16 protein-coding genes are annotated in these 25132 nt (G+C 34.9%); 6 read left to right on the forward strand and 10 right to left on the reverse strand.

Annotation, left to right across the window (positions count from 1 at the left end; translation table 11 throughout):
* Positions 1-52: 52 nt before the first annotated feature.
* The 6 genes from FND99_RS12960 to FND99_RS12985 form a co-directional block, all read right to left on the reverse strand.
* Positions 53-2524 (reverse strand): zinc-dependent metalloprotease, encoded by a 2472-nt coding sequence (locus FND99_RS12960; protein ID WP_144338376.1) that lies wholly within the window; start codon positions 2522-2524, stop codon positions 53-55.
* A gap of 165 nt (positions 2525-2689) precedes the next feature.
* The gene (gene hemL / locus FND99_RS12965; RefSeq protein ID WP_144338377.1) at positions 2690-3976 is read right to left on the reverse strand and encodes a glutamate-1-semialdehyde 2,1-aminomutase; all 1287 of its coding nucleotides are present in this window, start codon (positions 3974-3976) and stop codon (positions 2690-2692) included.
* A gap of 33 nt (positions 3977-4009) precedes the next feature.
* Positions 4010-4204, reverse strand: coding sequence for a hypothetical protein (locus tag FND99_RS12970; protein ID WP_144338378.1), 195 nt, complete (start codon positions 4202-4204; stop codon positions 4010-4012).
* A gap of 83 nt (positions 4205-4287) precedes the next feature.
* Positions 4288-5196 (reverse strand): glucosaminidase domain-containing protein, encoded by a 909-nt coding sequence (locus FND99_RS12975; RefSeq protein ID WP_144338379.1) that lies wholly within the window; start codon positions 5194-5196, stop codon positions 4288-4290.
* A complete protein-coding gene (locus FND99_RS12980) occupies positions 5189-6097 on the reverse strand; it encodes a 1-aminocyclopropane-1-carboxylate deaminase/D-cysteine desulfhydrase (RefSeq protein ID WP_144338380.1) in 909 nt (302 codons plus the stop codon). Before FND99_RS12980 ends, FND99_RS12975 begins: the two co-directional genes overlap by 8 nt.
* Before the next feature lie 51 nt (positions 6098-6148).
* Entirely contained in the window at positions 6149-6484 is a 336-nt protein-coding gene (locus FND99_RS12985; RefSeq protein WP_144338381.1) for a hypothetical protein, read from the reverse strand.
* A gap of 116 nt (positions 6485-6600) precedes the next feature.
* Between FND99_RS12985 and FND99_RS12990 the strand changes: the two genes are divergently transcribed.
* From FND99_RS12990 to ilvA, 4 genes are all read left to right on the forward strand, one after another.
* On the forward strand, positions 6601-6786 hold the full coding sequence (locus tag FND99_RS12990; protein ID WP_073418076.1) for a DUF5522 domain-containing protein: 186 nt from the start codon (positions 6601-6603) through the stop codon (positions 6784-6786).
* Between the two features lie 355 nt (positions 6787-7141).
* Positions 7142-9118: a urocanate hydratase gene (locus FND99_RS12995; RefSeq protein ID WP_144338382.1), complete on the forward strand. Its 1977-nt coding sequence runs from the start codon at positions 7142-7144 to the stop codon at positions 9116-9118.
* Positions 9119-9224: 106 nt separating this feature from the next.
* Positions 9225-9773, forward strand: coding sequence for a DUF4136 domain-containing protein (locus tag FND99_RS13000; RefSeq protein ID WP_144338383.1), 549 nt, complete (start codon positions 9225-9227; stop codon positions 9771-9773).
* Between the two features lie 345 nt (positions 9774-10118).
* A complete protein-coding gene (gene ilvA, locus FND99_RS13005) occupies positions 10119-11363 on the forward strand; it encodes a threonine ammonia-lyase IlvA (protein WP_144338384.1) in 1245 nt (414 codons plus the stop codon).
* A gap of 77 nt (positions 11364-11440) precedes the next feature.
* Here ilvA and FND99_RS13010 read toward each other — a convergent pair whose 3' ends face one another.
* On the reverse strand, positions 11441-13846 hold the full coding sequence (locus FND99_RS13010; protein WP_144338385.1) for an RICIN domain-containing protein: 2406 nt from the start codon (positions 13844-13846) through the stop codon (positions 11441-11443).
* A 374-nt stretch (positions 13847-14220) separates the two neighbouring features.
* Here FND99_RS13010 and FND99_RS13015 point away from each other — a divergent pair, with 374 nt between their 5' ends.
* Together FND99_RS13015 and FND99_RS13020 are read left to right on the forward strand one after the other, a co-directional pair.
* Positions 14221-14631 carry a group III truncated hemoglobin gene (locus FND99_RS13015; protein WP_144338386.1) on the forward strand — a complete coding sequence of 137 codons (411 nt, stop codon included), beginning with the start codon at positions 14221-14223 and terminating at the stop codon, positions 14629-14631.
* Positions 14632-14767: 136 nt separating this feature from the next.
* Positions 14768-16525, forward strand: a complete 1758-nt coding sequence (locus tag FND99_RS13020; protein WP_144338387.1) for an aromatic amino acid hydroxylase — start codon at positions 14768-14770, stop codon at positions 16523-16525.
* A gap of 313 nt (positions 16526-16838) precedes the next feature.
* Here FND99_RS13020 and FND99_RS13025 read toward each other — a convergent pair whose 3' ends face one another.
* The 3 genes from FND99_RS13025 to FND99_RS13035 all read right to left on the reverse strand — a co-directional run bounded on the left by FND99_RS13025 (position 16839) and on the right by FND99_RS13035 (position 25054).
* Positions 16839-17468 carry a DUF4230 domain-containing protein gene (locus FND99_RS13025; protein WP_144338388.1) on the reverse strand — a complete coding sequence of 210 codons (630 nt, stop codon included), beginning with the start codon at positions 17466-17468 and terminating at the stop codon, positions 16839-16841.
* 181 nt (positions 17469-17649) lie between these two features.
* Positions 17650-19944, reverse strand: a complete 2295-nt coding sequence (gene tamL, locus FND99_RS13030; RefSeq protein ID WP_144338389.1) for a translocation and assembly module lipoprotein TamL — start codon at positions 19942-19944, stop codon at positions 17650-17652.
* A 4-nt stretch (positions 19945-19948) separates the two neighbouring features.
* Entirely contained in the window at positions 19949-25054 is a 5106-nt protein-coding gene (locus FND99_RS13035; RefSeq protein ID WP_144338390.1) for a translocation/assembly module TamB domain-containing protein, read from the reverse strand.
* Between the last annotated feature and the right edge of the window lie 78 nt (positions 25055-25132).

A 25132-nucleotide genomic window follows, 5' to 3' on the forward strand; every position in this document is an offset into this window, starting at 1 on the left:
GCTGACATAAAAAAAGAGGCTTTTAGAGCCTCTTTTTTGTTTTCTAAAACTATTATTTGATGGGATTTAAAATCAAATCAATTCGTTTGATGCAATCTTCATAATGGTATTTTGTTTCTGTATTTACCGCAGTTGCTTTTGCCGCAACTAGCGATTTTTTCAACGTATTTAATTCCCCGCGAACCAAAGCTCTCAAATCTGATTGTGCTACATTGTAGTAAGTTCCAAATCGGTCGTTAGGTTTAAGTTCCTCTGTCATTAAAGCTCCCATTCGGTCAATGTAAGCTCGTTGCAGATTTCTGCGATAAATAGTAACATTTGATGCAGCAGCAGTCTCTTTCCAAATTCCTTTACGAAGATCTTTAAAGAAATCTAATGCTTTGTATGTATCTGCACCTAAAATTTCATTGTCCATTAATCTTCCAATGCGAGGCAAACTCAGTAAATTGTTCAAATGTCTTACTTGAATACTTCTGAATGTTTCTGTATAACCTGCATATTCTGTATTTTTTAATGTATTGATGTTTACAATCCAGGTTGGCGATGCAAAAGCATTTGCTTGAAGCCAATTCATCGCTTCGATTTGTTTTGCTTTTGGAACAACTTCATAAACGTTTCCAGCCTGATTTGGATTTTTTGTATTTTCATAAACACCGCCAACATTCGTTACAACGTGCCCAACATATCTTCCCCAAACGTCCAGCATTTCTTTATATAACTCGCTTAAGTCATCATAATCGTTAGTTACGCTACTTGTCCATTCGCTTAAATGATTTGCTACGTACTCTAAGTTTTTCATTCCGTATGTACTGGCTTTCATTGAATTATTCCCAATATCTTCTGTTTGAGAAGATGGATCAAAAGTACTGCTCTGTTTTCCGAATTTATAAATCGGATTTCCTGCTTTGTCTAAAATCCATTTATCTAAGGTCGCTTTTTCGTCCTGTGGAGATTTTGCATTTGGAATCACTCTGTATCCCCAATTCAGCGCATAATGATCGTAAGCACCCATTTTACGAATAAAGCGAATATTTTGATCGCCAGGCTGTGCAATATAATTATAACGCGCATAATCCATTATACTTGGCGAAATACCGTTTTTCTGTGTAAATTCTCCGTTTCTATAACTTTCACAATCATACGATGAACTTGCTCCCATATTGTGCGGAAATCCTAATGCGTGCCCAACTTCATGTGCAATAACCATTCGCATCATTTCGCCCATTTCTTCGTCGCTTGTCTGCAATGTTCTTGCTGACGGATTTGCAGCTCCTGTTTCTAATAAATATCTGTTTCTGTACGAACGCAAATGATTGTGATACCAAATAACATCACTTTCGATAATTTCTCCCGTTCTTGGGTCAGAAACACTTGGCCCAACTGCATTTCTTGTTGTGCTTGCTACATAACGAATCACAGAATAACGAACATCCTCTGGACTAAAATCTGGATCTTCTTCTTTTGTTGGAGCATCTTTTGCAATAATTGCATTTTTGAATCCAGCCGTTTCAAATGGTTTTTGCCATTCTTCAATTCCTTGTTTGATGTATTTTTTCAATTTTTGAGGAGTTGCAGGATCTAAATAATACACAATTGGTTTTATTGGCTCAACTAATTCTCCTCTTGCGTATGCTTCTGGGTCTTTCGGCTCTAATCTCCAACGACGGATATAGGTCTTTAAATCTGATTTTAATTCATTGCTTCCATAATCGTATTGACTTACCGTAAAAAAGCCAACTCGCGGATCTGCCAATCTAGGCTTCATCGGAATTTCTGGCAATAAAATCATTGATTGATTCATTTGAACACTGATTGATTCCGATTCTTCCAACATTGACGGTTTTGAAGCATTGTACGTCATGTCCTGAATAACTTCAATATTCATTGGAAAGCTTTTGATTTTATTGATAAAACTTCTCGATTCATCAAGCCCCTTTACTTTGTAAGTGTCACGCATTTCTGCAGAAATTCCGCTGATTGCCTTAACATCTGTACTATAAAATTTAGTCACATCGATAACCGTATTAGCCGAATCTTTGCTGAAAGCTACAATATCAAAAGCAAATAATGTCGGCTCGTAATTGTTTGATTTCACCGAAATACTGATTGGCAAAGTATCATTCGCAACAGAGTTATATGATTTTGATTTGATTAAAATTTTATCTTGAAAACGCTGCCAAACGATCAATTGTTCATTAGTTTCAGAACCAGCGTTTACATACCCTCCGCCTAAGTTTGAAGGCAATTTTGCTAATCTGCTTACCAGCAACATATCTTTATCTAAATATTTGTTCGGAATTTCGAAGTAGTATTTTTTATCTACTTTGTGAACTGTAAATAGTCCTTCGTCTGAAACAGCATCTTTTGTAATTACTTTGCTGTATTCTTTAATTGTTGATTCAGGCTTTTTTTCTGCTGGAGCAGCAACTTGAGTTTCACCTTTTTTCTTCTTAGATTGGGCAAATTGGTTGGTTGGAAATAGCGCGAAAGTCGCTATTGTAGATAAAATGAAAAATTTCTTCATTTATTGCAGGTTTAATGGTTATTTGATAAACAAAAATAATTTTTGATTGCAATAACACAAGTCATTATGTCTTCATTAACTTTTTATTAACTACAACATAAGGATTATAATAATAAAAAAAGGTTCAGCTAAAAAACTGAACCCTTGAAAAATATTTTATTTGATTTAAAATGTTTTCGAAACTTTATCGATCGCATTAATTGTAAAATCTAAATCTTCATACGTCAAAGCATCGGTAATAAACCAAGTTTCATATGCCGATGGTGCAATGTAAACACCTTCTTGCAATAATCCGTGGAAGAATTTTTTAAAGGTTTCATTATCTCCTTTTGCAGCTGTTTGAAAATCGGTTACCGGATTTGCATCAAAATGAACCGAAATCATAGAACCTACTCTATTGATCGTAAAAACAATATTATTTGCTTTTAAAACTCGGTCGATTCCTGCTTCTAAATACGCTGTTTTTTCTTCTAAACGAGTAAAGATTTCTTTATCATTATTCAACGATTGCAACATTGCTAATCCTGCCGCCATTGCTAACGGATTTCCAGACAATGTTCCCGCCTGATAAACTGGTCCAAGTGGTGCTAAGTAATTCATGATTTCTTCACGCGCAGCAAAAGCACCAACCGGAAGTCCTCCTCCAATTACTTTCCCGAAAGTTACGATATCAGCATTGATATTATACAATTCCTGAACGCCGCCACGAGCCAAACGGAAACCTGTCATTACCTCATCAAAAATCAATAAGATTCCGTTTGCAGTACATAATTCTCTTAAACCTTCTAAGAAGCCTTTTGCAGGTGGAATACAACCCATATTTCCTGCTACCCCTTCAATAATAATTGCCGCAATTTCATCTTTATTCGCTTCGATTAACGTTTTTACGTTTTCTAAATCATTGTATTTTGCCAATAAAGTATCTTTTGCAGTTCCTTGAGTAACACCCGGACTATTTGGCGAACCAAAAGTCACCGCTCCGCTTCCTGCCTGAATCAAAAACGAATCAGAATGTCCGTGGTAGCAACCTGCAAATTTGATGATTTTATCTCTTTTTGTAAATCCGCGAGCGAGACGAATCGCGCTCATACAAGCTTCTGTACCCGAATTTACAAAACGAATTTTATCAATATTCGGAACCATAGAAACGGCTAAAGCAGCAATTTCAGTTTCTAATTCTGTTGGCATTCCAAATGAAGTTCCTAGTTTTGCTTTTTCAATTACGGCATCAACAACCGGCTGATATGCATGACCCAAAACCATTGGTCCCCAAGAGTTGATGTAATCAATTAATTTATTGCCGTCTTCATCATACAAATAAGCACCTTTGGCACTTTTTACAAAAATTGGAGTTCCACCAACTGCTTTAAATGCTCTAACTGGTGAATTTACTCCTCCCGGAATTACTTTTTCTGCTTCAGCAAAAAGCTGACTACTTCTTTTATATAACATTCTTATTTTTGATTTTAGAGTTTAGATTTTAGATTATTGACTTAAACCCTGATCTAAAACAAACTCATTGAAATATTTTTGTTCTCTTTTTTCTTGTTCTGAAAGCTCTTCAATCTTTTTATCCGACATTCCAATTGGTGAATAAAAAGTCCATTTCCAAGTTGGTCTATGTTTTATAAAAAAATGTTTTTCAGGAAATTCATCATGCTGATAGACTCCACAAAACATCTAATTGTTACAACTATTGCCAAAATAAAAATTCCAATTGAGATTTTGCTTTTCATTAATAATTCACAATTAACAATTGATAATTATTTAACTTTTAGTCTCTGTCCTATTGAAATGGCATTATCAGTTAGATTATTTTTTTGTTTTAGATCATCAACCAATACATTGAATTTTTTTGAAATAGAATACAGCGTATCTCCTTTTTGAACTTCATATAAATTCGGATCGCTTGCGTTCATATTTATTTTTGGATCAGAATTCACATCATAAGTTGGTTTTCTTGCTGGAGCTGTTTTATTGATCGCAACATAATTTTTCCCTGTAACCTGACAATCATATTGATGCAGATTATAACGCTCAATATAACTTATTAATTTATCTGGATAATTTGGATCTGTTGCATAACCGCAGGCTCTCAAACCTTTGGCCCAAGCTTTATAATCATCTTTTTCATATGTAAATAAACTTGCATATCTGTTTTTTCCAACCAAAAATAAAGCGTGATCTCTGTATGATTCTGAAGCTTCTGGATACTTTCTAAAACATTCTTGCTCCGCATCATCGTCATGGCGGACACTTTCGCCAAGCCAATCTTTATGACATTTTATTCCGAAATGATTATTAGCTTCAACCGCCAAATCTCCTTTTCCTGCACCTGATTCCAAAATTCCTTGAGCCAGAATAATACTCGCCGGAATTCCGTACTTCTGCATATTTCCCATTGCAATATCTTTAAATTGCAAGATGTAAGCATTAACTAAATCGCTGGTAACAACTGTTTTTGAAGTAGATTGGATAACCTCAGTTGTATTATTTGTAGAAGGGTAATTTTTACCAATTGGTTTAACTGGAGTTTGTTTTTTGGTCGCCACTGTCTTAGGCCTCGAAACTGCTGCTGCCGCTTGTTTTTTAGTCGTCGCAATAGCAGGTTTGCTTGACGAACAGCTTGCCAAAACTATAACTGTAAAGAGCAATACTATTTTTTTAATCATGTTTTTTGAGTATTGGTAATTTTTTCTGCTTCAATTTTAAATTCATTCCTTCAATTCCCTGTAATCCGCCGGTGTGAATGAGTAAAATTTTTGAATTCGCAGGAAAATAATTTTTGCCGATTAAATCTATAACGCCAAAAACCATCTTTCCTGTATAAATTGGATCTAAGGGCACTTTTGTCTCTTCTAAAAAAGCATTAATAAATTCGATTAATTCTAAATTTATCTTGCCATATCCTCCAAAATGATAGTCAGAAATTAAATTCCAGTTATCTTTTTTTGCAAAAATACGAATTTCATCGTTTAAAAAATCACCTTTTACAGCCGGAAACCCTAAAATTTTCTGATTTGGCAATGCACTATTTATTAATCCACAAATGGTTCCACCAGTTCCAACTGCACAACAAACGTAATTGAAAACCGAATCTTCCTCGGTCAAAATCTCTTCGCAACCTTTTACGGCAAGTTCATTTGTTCCGCCTTCGGGAACCAAATAAAAATCTCCAAACTTATCTTTCAGTTTTTCTAAAAATGATTTTTCGTTTTTTAATCGATAATCTTCTCTAGAAACAAACTCAAATTCCATTCCGTTTTCCTGAGCAAATTTCAAGGTTGGATTTTCTTCAATTTTATCAAAAAGTTCGTCTCCGCGAATAATTCCGATTGTTTTAAAACCTTGTTCTTTTCCGGCAAAAGCCACCGCTGCAATATGATTCGAAAATGCACCACCAAAAGTCAGCAAAGTGTCTTTTTTTTCGGCTTTCGCCTGAAGCAAATTGTACTTTAATTTTCGGAATTTATTCCCCGAAACAAACGGATGAATAAGATCTTCGCGTTTTATTGTCAACGAAATATCATTCGGAAAAGCAATGGAAATATGTTGATTGAAAACTGGATTCATTTTTTAAAGTTGAAAGTCGAAAGTGTAATTCATGTCTTGATATCTTAAAACTTAGTGCCGTTTGATATATTTCAGAAATTGAAAAAATGATCTGTTTTTCAAATAATTCATATCGATTTCTTTGGCGTAAGCCTCTCTTTCAAAACTAATATTTCGATACGCCAAAGCTCCATTTTTGTATTGAATCAGCCGAATTAAATATTCTAAAAAATACCATACAAAAAACGGAATTACCAACAATTCTAATTGCTGTCTTAAATGAATTTTTTCATGGTTGACAAAAATGCTATTCGTTTTATCAAAATCATATTTTACCAAAACAAACGGAAAAACAGCCATTCCTCGATATCCTTTCGGAATTAAATATTTGGCAACAATCAGAAACATTGGCTGTAAAATTTATAAATTTGTAGCTATAAAATTATTCGATTTCATTAAAATCATAATCAAATATTTTTATTTTTGATTTTTAAAGTTATCGAAAACGAACGCGAAGCAGGTTTATGAAAGAGCAAAGTAATGAAAATAAATTAATCGAAGGTGAAGATTTTTACTATACGCCCGAAGGTTATAAATGCTTTACTGAAAAACATCATTTAAAAAGAGGTTATTGCTGCAAAAGCGGCTGTCGTCATTGTCCCTACGGTTTCGATAAACGAACAGGCGAAATAAGAAAGAAAGCTAATTAGATAATTTGAAAATGTGTCAATTAGATAGTTCAACAATCTAAAATCAACAATCTAAAATATCATATGGATATCCATTCACGAAAATTCAGGATTAAGATCCACAAATCCTATCACAGGTCGGATATCCGCTATCCTTAGTTTTTTTTAATTAGAAAATGTACCAATGCGAGAATGTGTCAACTTGAAAATGAGATAATGCAAATAATTCCAAATTCCAATTGCACTCAATTAAGCATTCGCGCATTTGAAGTTCCATTCAATCGAAATAATTTAAAAAACAAAAAATTAATCTGTTGTTAATCTAACCGCAATATCTTAGCATCTTAGATCCTCAGCATCTTAGAATCTTAAAAAAATGACTTTCAAAGAACAAATACAGCAAGGAATTCCAAATATATTACCTCAAAAAAAGGACTACGATCCAGCAATTAATCATGCACCAAAACGAAAAGAAATTCTTTTGGCAGAAGAAAAAAAGCTGGCTTTAAAAAATGCTTTGCGCTATTTTGAGCCAAAACATCACGCCGAATTACTTCCTGAATTTTCAGAAGAATTAGAAAAATACGGGCGTATTTATATGTATCGCCTGCGTCCGGATTACAGAATGTATGCGCGACCAATTGATGAATATCCTGGAAAATCATTGCAAGCGAAAGCGATTATGCACATGATTCAGAATAATCTGGATTATGCCGTGGCTCAGCATCCGCACGAGTTGATAACGTATGGAGGAAATGGTGCTGTTTTCCAAAATTGGGCCCAATATTTATTGACGATGCAATACTTGTCTGAAATGACAGATGAGCAGACTTTAACAATGTATTCAGGTCATCCAATGGGATTATTTCCTTCGCATAAAGAAGCGCCAAGAGTTGTGGTTACAAACGGAATGGTGATTCCAAATTATTCTAAACCGGACGATTGGGAAAAAATGAATGCGCTAGGAGTTTCACAATATGGTCAAATGACAGCCGGAAGTTATATGTACATTGGCCCACAAGGAATCGTACATGGAACTACGATTACGGTTTTGAATGGTTTCAGAAAAATAAAACAAAATCCTGAAGGAAGTTTATTTGTAACTTCTGGATTGGGAGGAATGTCTGGCGCACAGCCAAAAGCCGGAAATATTGCAGGTTGTATTACGGTCTGCGCCGAAGTAAATCCGAAAATCACCAAAATCCGTCACGAGCAAGGATGGATTAATGAAGTCGTTACCTCAACAGACGAATTGGTTGCCAGAGTAGCTTTGGCGAAAGCCAATAAAGAAACCGTTTCGATTGCTTATTTAGGAAATGTAGTTGATGTTTGGGAACGTTTTGATCAGGAAAATATCAAAATTGATTTGGGTTCAGATCAAACTTCGCTTCATAATCCTTGGGCTGGAGGTTATTATCCTGTCGGAATTTCATTTGAAGATGCTAACAAAATGATGGCTGAAAATCCAGAACTATTCAAAGAAAAAGTTCAGGAAACACTTCGCCGTCATGCTGCAGCAATCAACAAACACACTGCAAAAGGAACGTACTTTTTTGATTACGGAAATGCCTTTTTACTTGAAGCTTCACGCGCTGGCGCTGATGTAATGGCCAAAAATAATATCGATTTTAAATATCCGAGCTACGTTCAGGATATTATGGGACCAATGTGTTTTGATTACGGATTTGGTCCTTTCCGTTGGGTTTGTACCTCAGGAAAACCAGAAGATTTGCTGAAGACAGATGCCATTGCATGTGAAGTTTTAGAAAAAATGGCTGAAACGGCTCCAAATGAAATTCAGCAACAAATGCAGGACAACATCAAATGGATTAAAGGCGCACAAGAAAATAAATTGGTCGTAGGTTCTCAAGCGAGAATTCTTTATGCCGATGCTGAAGGAAGAATCAAAATCGCAGAAGCTTTTAACCAAGCGATTGCAAAAGGCGAAATTGGCGCGGTTGTTTTAGGACGCGATCATCATGACGTTTCAGGAACTGATTCGCCTTATAGAGAGACTTCAAATATTTATGACGGTTCTCGTTTTACAGCCGATATGGCAATTCATAACGTGATTGGAGACAGCTTTAGAGGTGCAACTTGGGTTTCTATTCATAATGGCGGCGGCGTTGGCTGGGGAGAGGTTATAAACGGCGGATTTGGTATGGTTCTTGATGGTTCTACAGAGGCTTCAAAGCGTTTAGCATCAATGCTTTTTTGGGACGTCAACAACGGAATTTCAAGACGAAGCTGGGCTCGAAATGAAGGTGCTGTTTTTGCTATAAAAAGAGCAATGGAAGTTGAGCCTTTATTAAAAGTAACTTTACCAAATATGGTAGATGAAAATCTGCTATAGTTAGAGTTCACAAAAGTTTTGTCATAAAAACAAAATATCATTCTGAGCTTGGTTTAGAGTTCGTTCAGAATGACAAAAAAAGCCAAGAACATTAAACATTAAACATATGAAAACATTCAAATTAATTCCGATTTTTTTGCTTTTGATACTTGCAGCATCATGCGACACGGTAAGTGCTTACTCTGATTATGACAAAACGGTTGATTTCACGCCTTATAAAACATACGCCTATTTTAAACCCGGAATTGATAAGGTCGAGATTTCTGATTTGGATAAAAAAAGAATCCTGAAAGCAATAGACGATCAAATGGCAGCAAAAGGCTTTACCAAAAGCGAAGATCCTGATGTATTGATAAATATTTTCACGAAAGCAAAAGAACAAGTTAATATAAGTCAATACTATGCTGGATACGGTTACGGATGGGGCTACGGCTGGGGATGGGGTTACAGCCCTTATATGTATGGAGGAACATCGGTTTCAAGATATACTGAGGGAACTTTATTCATTGATATAATTGATGCTAAGAAGAAAGAAATGATCTGGCAAGGTCAAGGTATTGGTACTTTGTACAAAAACATAGACAAAAAAGATGCTCGAATTACTGAGTTTGTGACCAAAATTTTAGCACAATATCCGCCAGTAGTTAAAAAATAGTTCTCAGTTACAATTGTTCGTTTTGAGATTTTTATTAAACTTAAAATGTTGTGAACTATTTTCAGAAATAATTAATACATTTGCTTTTCAAACAAGAAAAATGAAAAACTTTAATAACATTTTTATCGCTATTATCAGCATTATTGCAATTCAGCAGTGATGGCGAGGTGTTATATAAGTAAGTAAAATATATTTTATAGAACCTCCCAAAACGGGAGGTTTTTTATTTTAAGAAATAATTAAATGTTGCCACGAATTACACAAATTAACACGAATTATTTTTTCCTGAAAGACGAGAAAAATTAGTGCTAATTTGTGTAATTCGTGGCAAGAAAACAAAACATCATGAGTTTATTCAACGAAGTACTGAACGCAAAAAAGCAACTTGAAAATGTCGTTGCCGCAACGCCTTTGACCCAAAATTTAAATCTTTCAGACGAATTTAAATCGACGATTTTATTAAAAAGAGAAGATCTGCAAATCGTTCGTTCTTATAAAATCAGAGGCGCTTACAACAAGATTTCATCGCTGAACGAAAAAGAAAAAGCACATGGAATTGTTTGTGCCAGCGCAGGAAATCACGCACAAGGCGTAGCTTATTCTTGCAATCTTTTAAAAATAAAAGGCAAAATCTACATGCCAAAAACAACTCCGAAGCAAAAAGTAAAACAAGTACAATTGTTTGGAAAATCATTTGTTGAAATTGTTTTAACTGGAGATACTTTTGATGATGCCTACGCCTCTGCAACTGCAGATGCCATAAAAAATCACAAAACATTTATTCATCCTTTTGACGACCAAAAAGTAATTGCCGGACAAGGAACTGTTGGTCTAGAAATTTTGGAAAACTTCAAAGAACCAATCGATTATGTTTTTGTCCCAATTGGCGGTGGCGGGCTAGCTTCTGGATTATCTGAAGTTTTTAAGCATTTGAGTCCGAATACGAAAATCATCGGTGTTGAACCAAAAGGTGCTCCTTCGATGAAAACTTCAATCAGAGAAAACAAAAATACGGCACTAAAAACAATCGATAAATTTGTTGACGGCGCAGCAGTAAAGCAAGTCGGTGATATGACTTTTGAAATCTGCAAAGACAACTTGGAAGATATTATTTTGGTTCCCGAAGGAAAAGTCTGCACGACAATTTTACGATTGTATAACGAAGAAGCAATGGTAGTTGAGCCAGCAGGCGCTTTGACAATTGCGGCTTTGGATTTTTACAAAGATAAAATCAAAGGAAAAAATGTGGTTTGTATTGTCAGCGGAAGCAATAATGATATTGAAAGAACTGCCGAAATTAAAGAACGTTCACTTCTTTACGAAGGTTTGATGCACTATTTTATGATTCAGTTTCCGCAGCGTCCCGGAGCTTTAAAAGAATTTGTAAATAATATTTTAGGCCCAGATGATGATATCACTTATTTTCAGTTTCATAAAAAAAACAATCGCGAGGTAGGTTCCGTTGTGGTTGGGTTGGAATTAAAAAACAAGAAAGATATCATGAATATCAAATTGAATATGACCAAAAATGGTTTTGAATTTCAATATTTAAACGATAATCAAGATTTATTTACACAATTAATTGGATAAAAAAAGGCTGTCTATTAACCGTAGACAGCCTTTTAAAATCAAATATAAAATTACTAATTGAATTCTAGATTTGTAATTTATTGTTTCAGCACTTTTCTAGAATAAGTTCCCGTGCTGTCATTTACTCGTACGACATAAATTCCTTTTGGCAATCTTGAAATCTCAATTTCAGCCTGACTTCCTTCAAAATTTACGTTTTTCTTCAAAACACTTTGACCCTCAACAGAGAAAATTTCAAGGCTAGCATTTCCTTTATGATTGGTATCAATTTTTAAATAATCATTTGACGAATTAATAAAAATCGTCATATCATTTGGACTTTCTTCTTCTGCCGAAACAGTCTGAACCAAAGCTTTTTTTGCCGTTGATTCTACCTGAACAAATTGCCATTGCTGGTTTAGTCCGCCAGTATAATCCCAAACCTGAATATTTGCTCCATTTGCTGTAGAAACATTTTCGACATCAAGGGATTTACCCGTATTTACATTGATAATTTTATAATATCCTCCAGTCAAACTTGAAACTGTCCATTTAAATTCATTTGAATTAGAAAAAGTTCTTTGTTGTATTTTCAGTCCATTTGTCGTTCCGTTATTCTCAACCGCAAGATACATTCCTGTTGACTTTACAATGATGTAGTAATTGCCGCTTCCGTCAGAAACAAATTTCCATCTTTGATTGCTTCCTCCTCCATTTGTGACATCGTATTGCTGAATTCTTCCACCGCTACTTGTAGAATTATCGGCAACATCTAGACCTTTGTTGCTGTTTCTTGAAAGTATATTATAGTATCCCGGAAATCCCGTTGACGAAGCATTTACTGTAATTGCACTTGTTGCCGTTTTAGCTCCATCAACCGTTGTAACCGTAATTGTAGCGTTTCCTGCCGCGACTCCCGTTACTAAACCGTTTGAATTGACAGTTGCTACCGAAGTATTGCTTGAACTCCAATTTACCGACGTATTTGTCGCATTACTAGGAGAAACTGTTGCTGTCAATTGCTGTGTTTGTCCTGCCGTAATTGTTGCAGAAGTTGGATTTACACTCACTCCCGTTACAGCAACTGGGCTTCCTGAGCCCCATGTAAATGTAACTGCTGAAGAACCCGGAACCGCATAATTAAATGCTGATGATCCTGAAATCACTTTTATAGTATTTGATGAGCCAGAAGTATTGTAAAGCACAAGAGCAATAGATCCGTCAGGGTTTTTAAATCCAACCGACAATATGCTTCCGCTTGTGCTAGAAGAACTGATTCTTACTGCCCCCGGTTTCACATATTTAGAAATTTGGCCGATAATATAGTAGGCAACGTTTTTAGTATAACTTGTACTGCTATTTACCGTCACAGCTCCTAAACAGGTATTACAACCTCCCGGAGTATGCGGTCCTATACTTGAATTATTTGCAGCATTCCATTCTAAAACTGTTTTTGCCCAGTTGTTTGTACTGCCAATCACAACATTTTGCATGTGCCAACCAAAATCGCCGCTGAAGCTTCCTCCAGAACCTGTGTATTGTTCTGTGAAATAAACGTTTTTATTAGTTTGCGTTCTTACGGTTGACATTGCAGAGATATTTCCTAAATATAAATGAAACGCTGCACCGTCAACATAACTGCTGTTGTTTAAAACATCAATTGGATAAGCTGTATTATCGCAATTGTGATCAAAAGCAATAATTTTAACACCACCATATCCAGCAGCAGCCAATTGTGGTCCAAGTTGCTGATTAATAAAATTCTTTTGTTCTGTAGAATTCATCAGCATACTTGGCTCGTTGTTTGGATTTTCAGGTTCGTTTTGTGGTGTGATTGCCCAAATCGAAATTCCTTGCGCTTGCATTGCTGCAATATACTTTACAAAATATTTAGCATAAGCCGCATAATATTGTGTCTGCAAACTTCCTCCAACCCAAGACCCGTTGGTTTTCATCCAGCGAGGAGGCGACCAAGGTGTTGCTAGAATTTTTATATTTGGGTTGATCAGCTGAATTTTTTTGATAATCGGAATCAAATAGGTTAAATCTGGGCCGTTTAGGCTAAAATTATTCATATTTGTATCTCCTGAAGTTTCATTATAACTATAAGAAGAACTGCTTAAATCTGAAGCTCCTATACTAATACGGATTACATTTGCGTTTAAACCAGTATTCGGATTATACAAATCATTTAATAATTGATTTTGCTGCGTTGCCGCCATTCCGCTAATCACTTCGGCACTACCTTCTGTAAGCGTATAACCGAAGCCTTCCATGGTTTGATAGGTTGTTCCCGCATTAACGGTTACTGTAGAAGGATTGGTTCCAGAATTTGTCCCGAAACTTACAGTTGCCTGTTGCTGTAGTAATTTGGTTTGATCGCTAGATGTTATAAATGGCGTGACCGTTTGGGCATTCGTTTTTGTAATAAGCAAAAACAGCATCATGAAACATAATGCTCTTGTTATTACTCGGTTTGTAGGTTTTTGAGTAGTTTTGTGCATTTTTTGTGGTTTTTGAGGTTTGTTGATAGTTAAATTTTTCTCATTTTATTATGATTATTTTTATAAAAACGCATTAAAATTATATCAATTTTCACGAAATCGATATAATTAAAACTTTACAAATACACATCATTTGTAAAATTTACCTTAACAAAAACTTATCCATTAAAAACATAACTAATTGATTATCAAAAACAAAATACAGATAAAAGCACAAAAAATCTTACTTTTAAATTTCATTACATTTTTATCATCATTCTTAAAGCCGATTTAATTGTGTTGCGGACTAAAAAATCTACTTGTTAAATGACAAATGTCATAGAAATAAGAAGGACTTAAATCGTATTTTTGCAATTCACATTTAGAAACAAAAAATGGACGCGCTTAAAGATATTTCGACGATAGAAGACATCAAACAAATGGTTAATAGTTTTTACGATAATGTTCGGAAAGACGATCTTATAGGACCCATTTTTAACGATAAACTTCAAGATCGTTGGGAACCGCATTTACAGAAAATGTATGGTTTCTGGCAGACTATTTTATTCGATGTTCGTGCCTATTCTGGAACTCCTTTTCCTCCTCACAAACAATTACCGGTCGATAAAACGCATTTTGACCGCTGGATCGAAATTTTCAACTCAACAATTGACAAGCAATTTGCTGGTCCAGTAACGGAAGAGGCTAAAATGCGCGCCACCAATATGGCTTTTATGTTCAATCATAAAATTGAATATTTTAGAAATGCCGAGAATGAATTACGAAATTCCATCAAAAAGCCATAAAAATCTAAATTACGCAAATCATCAAAATCTATAAAAACGCAATAAAACATACTTTCGAATAAAAAATTTGTGATGAATAGCAAAAATTAGCGGTCTAAATTCGTAATTTTACATTCTAACTCACAAAGTTTTCGAAATGAATGCGTCTATAGAAACCAATCCGTTATTAGAGCGATTGCCTAAACATTTAAAGCAATTTATTAAACCTCAGGATTATAGCGATTACACACCTATCAATCAAGCGGTTTGGCGTTATGTAATGCGCAAAAATGTCGATTACCTTTCTAAAGTTGCACATCACTCCTATTTAGATGGTTTGAAAAAAACCGGAATCGAGATTGATTCTATTCCGAGTATGTACGGAATGAATCGCATTCTTACCGAAATTGGCTGGGCTGCAGTTGCCGTTGACGGATTTATTCCGCCGAATGCTTTTATGGAATTTCAGGCGTATAACGTTCTGGTTATTGCTTCAGATATCAGACAATTGGAACATATCGAATACACGCCTGCGCCAGATATTATTCACGAAGGTGCGGGCCATGCTCCTATTATTGCGAATCCTGAATATGCTGAATATTTGAGACGCTTTGGCGAAATTGGATGCAAAGCGATTTCTTCTCACAAAGATTATCAAATGTACGAAGCGATTCGTCTGCTTTCGATTTTAAAAGAAGCCGAAGATACGCCACAAGAAAAAATTGATGAGGCCGAAAAAGCAGTTGCCGATTTGCAAAACAACATGGGCGAATTGTCTGAAATGGCTCAAATTCGAAATTTACATTGGTGGACAGTGGAATACGGCTTAATTGGAACAGTTGAAAATCCAAAAATATATGGCGCCGGATTGCTTTCTTCAATTGGCGAAAGCGCTCACTGTATGACCGATAATGTGAAGAAAATCCCTTATGATATCTCGGCCGCAAATCAAAATTTTGATATCACGCAATTACAACCTCAACTATATGTAACGCCAACGTTCTCTTATTTGAGTTTGATTTTAGAAGAATTTGCAAATAAAATGGCTTTACGCACGGGAGGTCTTTCTGGAATTCAGAAATTGATTCAGTCGAATGCTCTTGGAACAATCGAATTAAGCACTGGTTTACAGATTTCTGGCGTTTTCACGAATGTGATTGAAGAGGAAGGAAAACCGGTTTACATTCAGACAACTGGAAAAACGGCTCTGGCTTACCGCGAAAAAGAATTAGTTGGACACGGAACTTTAACGCATCCGCACGGATTTGGAAGTCCGATTGGGAAACTGAAAGGCTTCAATTTAGCAATTGAAGATATGAGTCCGAAGGATTTACAGGCTTACAGCATTGTTGAAAACGAAACGGTAAAACTGGAATTTGAAGGCAATATTATTGTGGAAGGTGAAATTATTACGGGTTCTAGAAACTTGCATGGTGAAATTATATTGATCAGTTTTAGAAACTGTACCGTTACTCATGGCGAAACGATTTTATTTCAGCCTGACTGGGGAAATTATGATATGGCGATTGGCAAAAAAGTAGTTTCTGCTTTTTCTGGCCCTGCCGATGTGAATAGTTTTGACTTGATTAATATTGTTCCGACAACAAAAACTATAAAAGCAAAACATACAGACGAACGCGATGAATTAGAAATTTTGTACGCAACTGTTCGAAACATCCGAAATAATAAAGATGCTAAAACGGAATTAAAATCTGTTTTTGAGAAATTAAAAAACAATCATGCTAACGATTGGTTGTTATCTGTCGAAATTGCTGAACTTTTGAAAGATTCTGATGATAAACAACTTTTGCAAGAAGTACTAGTTTACTTGGATCAACTGAAAACAAAACGCCCTGAAATTGCACATTTAATTTCTGGCGGTTTGGATTTGATTTTTGATAAAGAAACAGTTTAATTTTTAAGGTTCAAAGGCGCAAAGTTACATAGCTACAAAGGTTTCTCTTCATTTTATGTCATTTCGACGTAAGGAGAAATCACACTAGTAATTCTACAAAGATTGGCGATTTTGCAGATTTTTTTTAATCTCGCAAACATAAAGTTATAACTTCATTTTTGTCATTTCGAGGAACGAGAAATCTCCGCAAGTAACTCCCCAACGAGAATCCAATCTTTGTAGAGCTACTTGCGGAGATTTCTCGTTCCTCGAAATGACAAGATTGCGAAAATAAACTTTGCCTCTTTGCAACTTTGTCCCTTTGAACCTCGCCCTAAAACTTCAAATCCTGAGTCAATTCTGTTTCCGACTCAATTGTTTTTCCGTTGTATTGTAGTTTCCAGCCCATTGAATTGGTCATAATCAAGATTTTAGACAATTCGCTTATAAGTCGGTTTTGGGCATTTGTTTTTAAAGTCGATTTTTCAATTTTCTTAGCTAGATTTGCCTTTACAGATTTGTTGATTTTATTGTAATCATCTCCTGTAAACGGATTCAGTTTGCTTTGTTCTACATCATAAAACTGAATGTCGGGATTTATTGTGATTTCTTCTTTTGGGATATTTAAAATCGTAATCGTTTTATTTTTTTCATCGATATCGTATTTCATTTTATGCAAATCGTAGGCAACTGTCACATTTGCATTAACGACAACAAGCGCTTTCTTCTCAAAAGAAATCATGTCCATGAAATATTTCTGCTGATTTTTATACGTAATGACTTCTGAAAAATGTCCTTCGGTAACAACCAATTTCCCAACATTTAGAATCTGCTGCTGAATTAAATTAGTATTATACTGAATATCAGAATCGTCATCTTTTTTAAATTGGCAGAATTTGAAAGCCAGAATAATGACTAAAACAATAACACTGATCCCGATAATTCTTTTGACTAAGTTTCGCATTCCTCTAAAATATTTTAGACCAATTTACTTCTTTTTTTAGTTTTTTCGCGACGAATTTCACTAATTACACTAATTTTTTGGAACGTTTACATTTTAATTTTTTCGAATTTTTAATTCGTAAAATTGAAAAATACAGAAGAGAAATTTGTGCTAATTCGTGAAATTCGTGGCAAAAAAACCTTTAAAATGGATAGCCAATAGCAATATTCAAAATCAAGTTTTCTTTTCGCCATGGTCCGCTTCCAAAATCGATGTCTTTAATTACCCATCGTTCCCCTTCAGGTAAATAGGGTTTTCTCAATGGGAAAGCCAAATCAGTTCTTAGAATAAAGAACGAAACATCAAAACGCAGACCAACTCCCGCACCTACAGCAAGTTCCTTCATAAAATCTTTAGAAAATTCAGCGCCAGGTTTATTTGGATCGGCATTTACAAGCCAAATATTTCCCGCATCAATAAAAGCAGCACCTTTTACAATACTGAAAAGTTTCGCTCGATATTCGGTGCTAAATTCCAGTTTCAAATCTCCCGATTGATCAGGCAGATAATCATTTGTAGTTGGTGCATTGTAATAACTTCCCGGCCCAAGTGATCTAGCTCTAAAAGCTCGAATACTATTTGTTCCTCCAACTACAAATTGTTTGGATGTTGGTAAAACACTCGAATTTCCATAAGGAATTCCGGCTCCAACTATTATTCTGCTGGCTAATTCACTTTCTTTTCCAAGTTTCAAATAATGCCTAAAATCACCTCTGATTTTCGCATATTGACTAAAAGGGACATCAAAGATTTTAATTGTATCGTTCTTTTTAATGTTTGCTCCGGTAACCAAACCTGTTATGTTTCCTGCCAAATCCAATTCTCCACTAAAATAAAACGTATTCTTTTTACGCTTCTGCATGGTATTCGTGTACGTATAAGTGTAGGTCGGCCCAAAAATCAATTGTTTTTCAATTACTTTTCCTAACGACGGATCATCTTTAATATCATCTAAATATTCCTGCGTGACATGATTCGGACTAACATAAGTAATATCAAAAACGTTTAATTGGTGTTCTTTTCGCGCATTTTCTTTCCATAAATAACCAAAAGAAGTTTTAAACGAATTTAAAGCATACAATTGTGTTCTGTTTTGAAATTCATAGCGCAGCGAGGCTTTGGTTCTTGGAACATATTCGCTTGAACCTTCAATATGAAAAGGTGTAATAAATCTCGGCCAAGTCAAGCTGGTTTCTGTTCCTATTTTATATATATTTTTTCCCTTATTTACACCACCAAGCTGAAAATCGGCACCGCCAAAAACAGAAACAGTCAGCAATTCTGCACCTCGAAACAGATTTCGATTGTTCCAGTTTACATTCAGTTCTGTACCAGTATAACTCGCCGAATTTGTTTTTCCTAAAACCTCAACGCGAATGAATTTCTTTGGCAAAAGTGTCAAATAATAATACGAATCCAACGCATTTTTTATACTGTCGGAAGTTCTGAATTCGTTTTTCACAAAACTGAAAGTTCCAAGATTTACAAATCTATTTAAGGTCAAATTATGATCTTTTCTGTTGTATAAATCACCTTTTTTAAAATAGATTGTTCGGTCAAAAACATTTGGTTTAAAAGTATTTGCCGAATCAATAATTGTAAAATCTTTGTACTGCACAATATCTTCTGGCTTATATTTTACGCTATCTTTTGAAATCGAAAAATTTGGGTAAACAAAAATTTTATCAATTTTATAAGCCGTCAACGCTTTTGGTGGCGCATCATCTTTTATGACTAATCTTATTTTTACTTCGTGATCACCTTTGCTGCTGTCCACTTTAGCCAAAATATAATCGGGATTAAAATAGTAATATCCTTTCTCTTTCAATCTGGCATCAATTCGCTCTCTTTCGGCTTTTATAACATCCAAATCATACGGATTTCCTACTTTTAATAAACTTCTTCGGCTTGATCTTCCAATAATTCTTGACATCGCCAATGAATCATCAGGAAAAGTGACACTTTTGATGATGTATTGTTTTTTCGGCACAACAATGTATTCGGCAGTAACTCTTTTGTTTCGAACAGTAGAATCGGCACTAACTCGGGTTTTAAAATAGCCCTTGTTTTCGGTAAAATTTCTTAAAACGGATGCATTATAATCTAAATCGACTTTACTGAAAAGTACTGGTTCCTCGCCTACTTTTGTTCGGAGCCAATATCGAAATCCTTTGTCTTTTTTTGGCTGGCCGGCAATATTGTAAATCCATAATTTCGGGCGAAGACCTAAAAATTGTTTGTTCGGTTTTGGTCGAAGCAATCCTTCTAGCTGGTTTTCTAAAGCTTTTCGATCTTTCTTTTTAATAATCGAATCTTTCACTTTTACAGAAGCACCAGTGTACAATAAATCGCCTTCCGGCAGATATTTCGTATTGCTGCATCCAAAAACAAAAAATAGAGACAGCAGAATAAAATATTTTATATATCTGTTTTTCATATTCTTATGTTTTTATTTCGCTACCTTTAATTTGATTATCTTCTTCCTTTTTCTCTTTTTCTTTCTCTTCTTTATCCTTTTGTTTTTGTCGTTCTTTACGCAGTTTTTCTTCTTTAATCATTTCTTTTTCTGCAGCGGTACGATGAAAAAGCTCACGGAATTTATTGTAGCTCATCGTAATTATAAAAGCAACTCCGGTCTCAATAACTTGACCTTCAACCGCCACCTGATATTCGTTTTTTCGATACGCACGCAACATATAACGCCCGTCTTTTGTCAATTGATAATCTAAAGCAACGTCGCCGGCAATATTAGTACTTTGCTCATTGGCGCGTTCTTGTCCTTCGACTGCAAAACTGCTTCCTACGGTCACTTTCAATCGGTCATCCAGGAGTTTTTTAGAAACGCCAACATTCAAATCGGTTCTGTTTTCCATCGTTCCTGTCGTGTAATCTTCCGTCGATTCTAAATCAAATTCCAATTGAACGCCACTTATCAATTCGCCTGCGAAATCATTTAATTGCTGCGAAAGAATCTTGCTAACACTTTGTCGCGCCAAAGATTCTGCACTTGTACCGCCACTTTCGCTCGCAAACGGATTTTCGCCAATAAATCGATTCAATAATAAAAGGGCAAAAACTTGTTTGTTCATCTCCGCTGGTTCTTGGCGCAACTGCTCCAGTTTGGCACGCGACATATCTACAACATCGGCAGAAACCCCATAATTCCCTTCCGGAAGGACAATATCAAAAGTGATTTCTGGCTTCAATAATTCACCATTCATTTTTAAGTGTGTCTCAAAAGGTATTTTTTGTTTGAATGTATTTTTTTCGGTCTGTGTTTTATCACCTAGCTGATTTCCAAGCAAATCAATTGGCGCAGTGCTTACTTTGTAAATTGCCGTGATATCCAAACTTGCCATTGTTGGTTCGCCGTTCCAAGTAATCGAACTTCCTTTCTGAATATTGAATTTTCTTCGAATCATATTGAAATTCATCTCATATGCACCATCTGAAAATTCATATTTACCCGTTAAAGTTGTTTTTCCCGAAGGATCAATTCCGCCGGTCAACTGCGCCTCGCCTTTCAAATTCAGATAATCTCCATTTCCTTTGTCAATAATCAAAGTAAGTTCTGCTTCTTTGTCAATCGTAATCTCAACGCTGACATCCATTCCAATCAATTCCGACTGATTCAGCTTTTTCTCCATTGCAGCGGTTTCTCTCAAATATTGATTGTCTTCATCTACAAATTCTACAATTCCTTCTCTATCAGCAATCGAAGGATCTGATTGTGGCAAAACAACCGTGAATTTTGTTTCTTTATTGACTTTAATATTTCCGCCAATTACAGGATTTTCAAGCGTTCCTTTTACGTTTAATTTGGTATCCAAAAATAAATCTCCATAAAACAAATCATTGTCTGGAGCTTTAGAATGGATCGCTCTAAAATCATCAGCAGTAATCGTTAAACCAAAATTATATTTCTTGAAATCTGGCGACTGAATGGTTCCGTCAACCGATAATTCGTTATCATTTTCATCATGAAGCGTAAACTTATCAAAAGTGATGACGCCGTCATTAAAAGTGATTTTCTCTTGATCCGTTTTAAAATATGAGTTCAATTGTGTTACCCTAAAAGCAGCGTCATTAAAATTAAGTTCTCCATTAATTTTAGGCGCATCAGTCGTTCCTTGAATTTTAAATTTTCCCGATAAATAACCTGTTCCTTCAGAAATATTATCCATGCTGAAACCCTGAATACTCTTGATATTCAGTTTATTTATTGCCAAATCAAAGTCAAAAGTTCCAGCATCAATTACATAATCTCCCGTCAAGTTTAAGTCGTTTCCTTCATCGCTCAACTGTACGTTTGCATTTAGAATATTCGCCGTTTTATTATCAACTTTTACTTCTAAATCGCCAACTTTATCTCCTTTAAAAGTAAAATCGTCAATTTTTAAATCAGATGTAAAAGTGGGTTTTGTCATTACATTTTCAACCACAGCATTTCCATTGATCAAACCTTGCATGAGTAATTTGTCTTTTTTGACAATGTTCATGATGGTTTCAATTTTGAAGTTCACAAAATCAACCTGAATTGGCGCATTAACTTGTGTTCCCTGCGATTGAATTTTCAATTCATTTCCGTCATTCGCAAGGAAAAACTTGTTGATGTAAAGCTGATTTTTTCCAAGTTCAATTGCATTTTCTGGATCAATTTTCCATTTGTCGTAATTTAAAACAAAGTTTTCCGCATCAATTTTGAAGATATTTTTAGAATCTTCGGCCTTAAATTGACCGCCAATAAAATATTGTTGTTTGTCTTTTGCATCTTTTATTTCAAGTGCATAATCTAGGATATTATTTTCTACTTTACCTGATAGACTGGTATACGGAATTTTTAATGAACCGCTTTCAATTGTCGCAACCGAAACTGCATATTCTAACGTATTTTCTTTGGTTTCAATGTTGATTTTTCCGTCAGAAATAGTATTTCCGGCATAAACAATTCTCGGAATTGTTCCTTTTATTTCCAATGAATCGGCAACATTATTGTATTTTCCTGTAATTTTAATCGGCTCTAAATCTGTAAGTTTCGGAATCAGTTTGAATAATATTGGATCGTTATCAACCGTTAAAGTAAAAGCCAATCTTTGTTCGTCAGATTCCCCATTTGCTTTCGGATTTTTCAAATCAATATATTTCGACAATGATTTTTTTACTGCCGATGCCAGTGTCGTCAATTTGTATTTTCCGTCAACTTCTGCTTTTAAAAACTGCGAGGAAACTTTGATATTATTTCGGGTGTTATCTGAAAAAGCGATTACGCGAACCGAATCCAAAACGATTGGTTCTTTGTCTTGCAAAATCTGAATGTTTGAAAGAAACACTTTTCCGTTCAAAAAATCGGGATTGCTGTTTGCAATATCAGCATCAACATTTCCTCGAAGTTTCATTGGTCCGGCGTGAAGATTCAGTTTTTCTAAATCGGCGATATCAAGGTTCAATTTTAATTTTACAGTCGGATATTTTTCTTTTGTATTACCGCTTGCAACCAAATCAAAATTCAAATTTGGATCTTTCATTCCCGATTTTAGGGCAAAAGATCCATTTTCAATATTTCCTTTTAAAGCCAAATCTTTATAGGTATATTTATTGAAAACCGCTTTTTGAACCAATCCGTCCACTACAGCATTAGCTGTTTTTGGATCTAAACCAGTTCCTTTGACTTTCGCTTTAAGCGTAATTTTTCCGATCGAATCGTTTTTGATTAATCGGCCAACATTAAAATCTAACAAATAAACCGTCGCATCATATTTCTCCCTTTTTTTGATGCGCTGATCAAATAATGCATCGACTTTTGCATTTCCGAAACTGCTATTCAAGGCCAGATTTGTCTTGAAATTCTGAACCGAACCTTTAAATTTTCCTTGTAAACTCAGCTGTTGCGGAATTTGAATATTGGTCGGAATTGTTCCCTTTGGCACAAACGAATAAATATCTTTTGAAGTACTAGAGAGTTTTTTGATATTCAAATCGTAATAAGCTTTTTGAGCATCAGGCAAACCTTTTATTTTCCCCGAAAGGGAAACTTTTGTAGCCCCAATTCCGCTCATTTCAAATAACGGAATATTCAAATCACCGACTTTGCCGTTCACATGGCTGTTTACAGATAAAATGGCATTTGGATTACTTTTAAACGGATTTGTATTTCGTAAATCTGGTGCAAACAGTAAAATGTCTTTGAAACCAATTTTAGAATTCTTCACATTAGCTTCAATCGAAAGGTTTGCAAGATCTTTTTGAAGAGCTTTGAGCGATTTATATTCTACTTTAATTTTATCTTGAAGAAACGTTTGCGGTGTTTTTAAATATAAATTGTTCAAATAGGCATTTTTCGGTCCGTAGAAGAAATCTGTTTTTAAAGCCTGAATATTTAAACCGCTTTTTTCTGCAACTGTGAGAGAATTAATATTTCCCGAAATCGTGTCATTTGCATAATACAATTTCTCTGCTTGAAAATTAAAATTACTCAAGTCCAAATGACTGTAATCTAAACCTTTTGAAACGGGTTTTGATTCCATATTATCAAACTTGAACGCTATATTTTCTAAATTGGTTTTATTTAATTTTAGTTTCCAGCCCGATTGTTTTATTGCAGTTGTATCTAAATTTGGAGCGTCGATTTGTTTGTCTTTTGCGCCTAATCTTAAGTTTCCTTTTAAATCTTTTAATTCGAAAGTATCAAAATCCAAAAACTGATTGTTCATATCAATTTTGTTTACCGATAAGTCAAGATTTCCCAGTTTTATGCCCGAATCTAATTTTGAATCTTTATTATCATAAGCAATATCAATTTTTGACAACCTGATTTTTCCGAGCTTTAAATTGAAATCTGGTCGTTTGGAAATCGTATCAACTGTTTTCACTGAAACTTCGGCGATTTTCTCTACAACATCTTGATTTAAAACCAATTTCAATCCATCAAGATCGATATTCGGAATATCAAAATTCATTTTATCCAAATCAAATTCTTTGAATTTCGTATCAAAATGAGTCAGTTTTACGCGAATATCATTTTTAGAAAAATCGTCTTTAAAATTGAATTTGACATTATCTAAATTGACTTTTACGACTGAAATTTTAAATGGCTTAGCATTTGGATCTTTTGGTTTTTCAGGTTCTTTTGATTCGAATGCTTTTATGATATAATCAAAATTGAAAACGCCATTTTTGTCGCGAGAAATATTCGCTTTTACATTTTCAAATGAAACCGAATTGATTTCGAGTTCGCTGCTGGCTAATTTAAAAAGGTCAACGTCGAGTTCTAATCGTTTGCCGGCCAACAAAGTATCTTTTTTTTGATCTTCAAAATAGAAACCTTCCAAGACTACATCTTTCGGAAACTTAATGGAAATATGATCTAAAGAAACCTTTGTTTTTATTTTATTATGGAGATAGGAAATCGCTTTGTCCTTAGCAAAATTCTGCACGGACGGCACCTGAATCAAAACAATCAAAAGCAACAAAAGTGCAACTACAGAAATCACGCACCAAAGAAGTACACGAAGTGTTTTTTTTAGAAAATGAATTGATTTCTTATTCATACGTCAGCAAAACACGATTAGATTAAAGTTGCGTTTTTATAAGGCTGTAATTACACAGTTTACAAAATTGTAAATTTT

The organism is Flavobacterium daemonense, from assembly GCF_007341385.1.
Taxonomy (GTDB): Bacteria; Bacteroidota; Bacteroidia; order Flavobacteriales; family Flavobacteriaceae; genus Flavobacterium; species Flavobacterium daemonense.